Origin of the sequence: Nocardia thailandica NBRC 100428, assembly GCF_000308795.1 — a bacterium.
Classification (GTDB): Bacteria; Actinomycetota; Actinomycetes; order Mycobacteriales; family Mycobacteriaceae; genus Nocardia; species Nocardia thailandica.
The window spans coordinates 1-4,302 of the sequence record NZ_BAGK01000109.1; the positions used below are offsets into that span (position 1 = coordinate 1).

Sequence of the window (4,302 nt, forward strand, 5' to 3'; positions counted from 1 at the left end):
GGCCCGACACCCCAGGAGTGCCGATGACGCGTGGTTCGGTGATCGTCGCGGCGGCGGTGTGCGTGGCGTTGGCCGCGCTGCCTGCCTGCGACAGCACGACGCCGGGCACCGCCGCGCCCGCGGGCCGCGGCGCGGTGTCCGAGCCGCCGCCGGGTCCCGCGGTGGCGACCACGCGCCCGCTCACCCCGGCCGCGCCCGCGCCGCCGGGTGTGCCCCCGCCACCGACCACCCCGGTGACCGCGGCACCGCCGACGACCCCGGCCACCGACGCGGGGACCCCGGCCTGCCGCGACGGGCAGGTGATCGTCGGCGCCGAGCCGATGGGGGCCGCGGCCGGACACCAGGGGGTGCGGCTGACGTTCGGCCTGGTCGGCGCGAGCGCGCCCTGCACGCTGACCGGCTATCCGGGCGTCGACGCGACCGGCCACGGCCAGGTGCCCGCGTCGCGTACCCCGCGCGGTTACCTGGGCGGGCTGCCCGCGGGCGAGGACCGCGCCCCCACGGTGCTGCTCACCCAGGACCGCGCCGCCGAGGCGACCGTCGAGGGCACCGCCGTGGGGACCGCCGATCAGGGCTGCCCCGTCTACACCGCGCTGCTGGTCACCCCGCCGAACACCACCGAAACGACCACACACCCGGTCGCCCTGACCGCCTGCGCCCTGCAGGTCCACCCGGTGCGCGCCGCGGGGTGAGTCGGCGGTCGGCGACCTCCGGCGCCAGCCCGAGCGCCCCGTTCGGCGGGTCTGCCTCGGCCGCCCGTGCCCGGGGGCGCCGGGTCCGGTGCCGAGGCGACAGGCCCACCCCCGTGGCCGCGCGGTCCGGAATACGGAACGGCCTTCGGCGTGTTGACCCGACGCACCAAGCGAAAGGTACGCACGGGTAACATGACTTCGTCCTTTTCACCCGGCTTTCTCGAAAAGTGAGGCAGTAGATGACAGAGCGGATTCAGGTCGGCGGGCTCCAGGTGGCCGGCGTTCTCCACGACTTCGTCGAGAACGAAGCGCTCCCCGGTTCCGGCGTGGACTCCGCCGCGTTCTGGGCCGGTGCCGAGCAGGTCATCAACGATCTCGCTCCGCGCAACCGCGCGCTGCTGGCCGAGCGCGACGAGATCCAGGGCAAGCTGGACGCCTGGCACCAGGAGAACCCGGGCGCCGACTACGACAAGGCCGCCTACAAGCAGTTCCTGACCGAGATCGGGTACCTGCGCGACGAGCCCGCCCCGTTCCAGATCGGGACCGAGAACGTCGACGCCGAGATCGCCACCACCGCGGGCCCGCAGCTGGTCGTGCCGGTGATGAACGCCCGTTTCGCGATCAACGCCGCCAACGCGCGCTGGGGCTCGCTCTACGACGCGCTCTACGGCACCGACGCGATCCCCGAGACCAACGGCGCCGAGAAGGGCAGCGGCTACAACAAGGTCCGCGGCGACAAGGTCATCGAGTGGGGCCGCAACTTCCTCGACGACGCCGTCACCCTGATCACCGGCTCGCACATCGGCTCGACCTACTACAAGATCGTCGACGGCGAGCTCGAGGTCGGCCTCGAGGACGGCACCGACATCGGCCTGGCCGACCCGTCGCAGCTCGTCGGCTACCTGGGCGACCCGGAGAACCCGACCTCGGTGCTGCTCAAGCACAACGGCCTGCACATCGAGATCCAGATCGACCCGTCCTCGCCGATCGGTTCCACCGACACCGCCGGTGTCAAGGACATCGTCCTCGAGTCCGCGCTGACCACCATCATGGACTTCGAGGACTCGGTCGCCGCGGTCGACGCCGAGGACAAGGTCGTCTGTTACCGCAACTGGCTCGGCCTGATGAAGGGCGACCTGGCCGAAGAGGTCACCAAGGGCGGCAAGACCTTCACCCGCACCATGAACCCCGACCGCGTGTACACCGCGCTCGACGGCTCCGAGCTGACACTGCACGGACGTTCGCTGCTGTTCGTGCGCAACGTCGGTCACCTGATGACCTCCGACGCCATCCTCGACGCCGAGGGCAACGAGGTGCCCGAGGGCATCCTGGACGGCCTGATCACCTCGCTGATCGCCGTGCACTCGCTCAACGGCGACACCCAGCGCCTGAACTCGCGCACCGGCTCGGTCTACATCGTGAAGCCGAAGATGCACGGCCCCGACGAGGCCGCGTTCACCAACGAGCTGTTCGGCCGGATCGAGGACGTCCTCGGCCTGGACCGCAACACCCTCAAGGTCGGCATCATGGACGAGGAGCGCCGCACCACGGTCAACCTCGCCGCGAGCATCGAGGCCGCCCGCGACCGCGTGGTGTTCATCAACACCGGCTTCCTCGACCGCACCGGCGACGAAATCCACACCTCCATGGAGGCGGGTCCGGTCGTGCGCAAGGCCGAGATGAAGACCCAGCAGTGGATCCTGTCCTACGAGGACTGGAACGTCGACACCGGCCTGGCCAAGGGCCTGTCGGGCAAGGCGCAGATCGGCAAGGGCATGTGGGCCATGCCCGACCTGATGGCGGGCCTGCTCGAGCAGAAGATCGGTCACCCCAAGGCCGGCGCCAGCACCGCCTGGGTGCCCTCGCCGACCGCCGCGACCCTGCACGCGACCCACTACCACCTGGTCGACGTGTTCAAGCGGCAGGCCGAGATCGCCAAGGGCGGTCCCCGCGCCACCGTGGACCAGATCCTCGAGATCCCGCTCGCCGCGGCCCCGAACTGGACCGCGGAGGAGAAGCAGCAGGAGCTGGACAACAACTCCCAGGGCATCCTCGGCTACGTCGTGCGCTGGATCGACCACGGTGTCGGTTGCTCGAAGGTGCCCGACATCAACGACATCGGCCTGATGGAGGACCGCGCCACCCTGCGCATCTCCAGCCAGCTGGTCGCCAACTGGCTGCGCCACGGCATCGTGACCGAGGACGACGTGATCGCCAGCCTCGAGCGGATGGCCCCCGTGGTCGACCGCCAGAACGCCGGTGACCCGAACTACCGTCCGCTGGCGCCGAACTTCGACGACAACATCGCCTTCCAGGCCGCCAAGGAACTGGTCCTCGAGGGCACGAAGCAGCCCAACGGCTACACCGAGCCGATCCTGCACCGCCGTCGCCGCGAGTACAAGGCCGCCAACGCCTGATCGCCTGTCGCGCAACACGACCCCCGTCCGGTCCGTCCGGGCGGGGGTCGCGTCGTCCCGGCGTTCCGGCCGTCGCGGGGGCGCCCGGCGGACGGCCCGCCCGTCGTGACCCGCCCAGCGGGTGGCGGGCGTTATTCGTGCGTTATCACACCGATGCGCGATCGACGCGTATTGCTAGGGTGGAGCGGCGAAGGTTCGTTTCCCCACGATAGGAACAACGTATGGGTAGCACTGTGCTCGATGTCATCGCTCTGGTCACGAACCGGGCGGCCCTGTTCTGGAACTGGATGGCCACCGGATCGTCGGGGTTCCCGCCGCTGTGACGCGCTGAGCGATTCTCGAAGTGCGTGCGAAACCCCCGGAAGGCCCAGGGCCTCCGGGGGTTTCGCGCGTCCTCACCAGAAGACCGGGTCCAGGCCCCACACGGCGAACTCGGTGGTCACTGCCGCGCGCAGGGCGGCGCGGGTCGGGAAGCGGTCGGGGTCGGCGCCGGTGACCGCGAGGGTGACCAGTTCGCCGTCGGTGCAGAACGACAGGTTCACCCCGACCTCCACCCGGCGGAACAGGTCGGTCTCGTTGGTGGTGATCACCGGGCGCATCAGCACCGCCGCCGCCCGTCGCCCGGTGAAGTCGGCTACGCCCGCGGCGGATTCGCCGAGGTTGGTGCACAGGCACTCGGGGGCCTTGGCCGTGCGGGCGAACCGGTGCAGCACCGCGCGGGGCAGGATCATCTGCACCGGCTGGAGATGCTGCAACGGCGGCGTGGTCGCGGGATCGCCGTAGGCGAGCGCGGCGCGTTTGATCGACGCGCGCACGGCGGCCAGGTCGACGGGGGAGTCGGCGGTGTAGCGGACCGCGATGGGCAGGCCCGTGGTGGCGTTGGCGCGCGGATCGCCGTCCTCGCGCCGCGAATTCGGGATGTCGACGCGCAGCTCGGCGCCGTCGGCGAGGCGACCGCTGCGCCCGAAGAGCCCGGCGCCCAGGGCGACGAGCAGCCCGTTGACGGTGCCGCCGTGCTCGGCCGCGACCTTCCGCCACTGGTCGAGCTCGCACTGCACGATCACGTCCGAGGGCGTCCACTCCGGTCCGGAGGCCACCGGGTCGGCGGCGCGGCGGTCGTGACGGGTCGGCTCGCTCACCGCCCGCGCGGCCACGGCCGCCCGCACGCCCCGGACGACGGCCCGGCCCTGGCT

2 protein-coding genes and 1 pseudogene are annotated in these 4,302 nt (G+C 71.4%); 2 read left to right on the forward strand and 1 reads right to left on the reverse strand.

Annotated elements, in window-relative coordinates; translation table 11 throughout:
• The first annotated feature begins 23 nt into the window (after window positions 1-23).
• Complete coding sequence (locus ON36_RS35820; protein WP_083885067.1) at window positions 24-692, forward strand: DUF4232 domain-containing protein; 669 nt, start codon at window positions 24-26, stop codon at window positions 690-692.
• 239 nt (window positions 693-931) lie between these two features.
• Window positions 932-3,109 carry a malate synthase G gene (locus ON36_RS11505; protein ID WP_043651223.1) on the forward strand — a complete coding sequence of 726 codons (2,178 nt, stop codon included), beginning with the start codon at window positions 932-934 and terminating at the stop codon, window positions 3,107-3,109.
• Between the two features lie 395 nt (window positions 3,110-3,504).
• Here the strand turns inward: ON36_RS11505 and ON36_RS11510 are convergent.
• A pseudogene (locus ON36_RS11510) lies at window positions 3,505-4,302 on the reverse strand (hypothetical protein); the annotation flags it as partial.

What these genes read in the sequence shown, in the direction of transcription:
- ON36_RS35820 (WP_083885067.1), top strand. Translation starts at nt 24, where the DNA reads ATGACGCGTGGTTCGGTGATCGTCGCGGCGGCGGTGTGCGTGGCGTTG.
- ON36_RS11505 (WP_043651223.1), top strand. Translation starts at nt 932, where the DNA reads ATGACAGAGCGGATTCAGGTCGGCGGGCTCCAGGTGGCCGGCGTTCTC.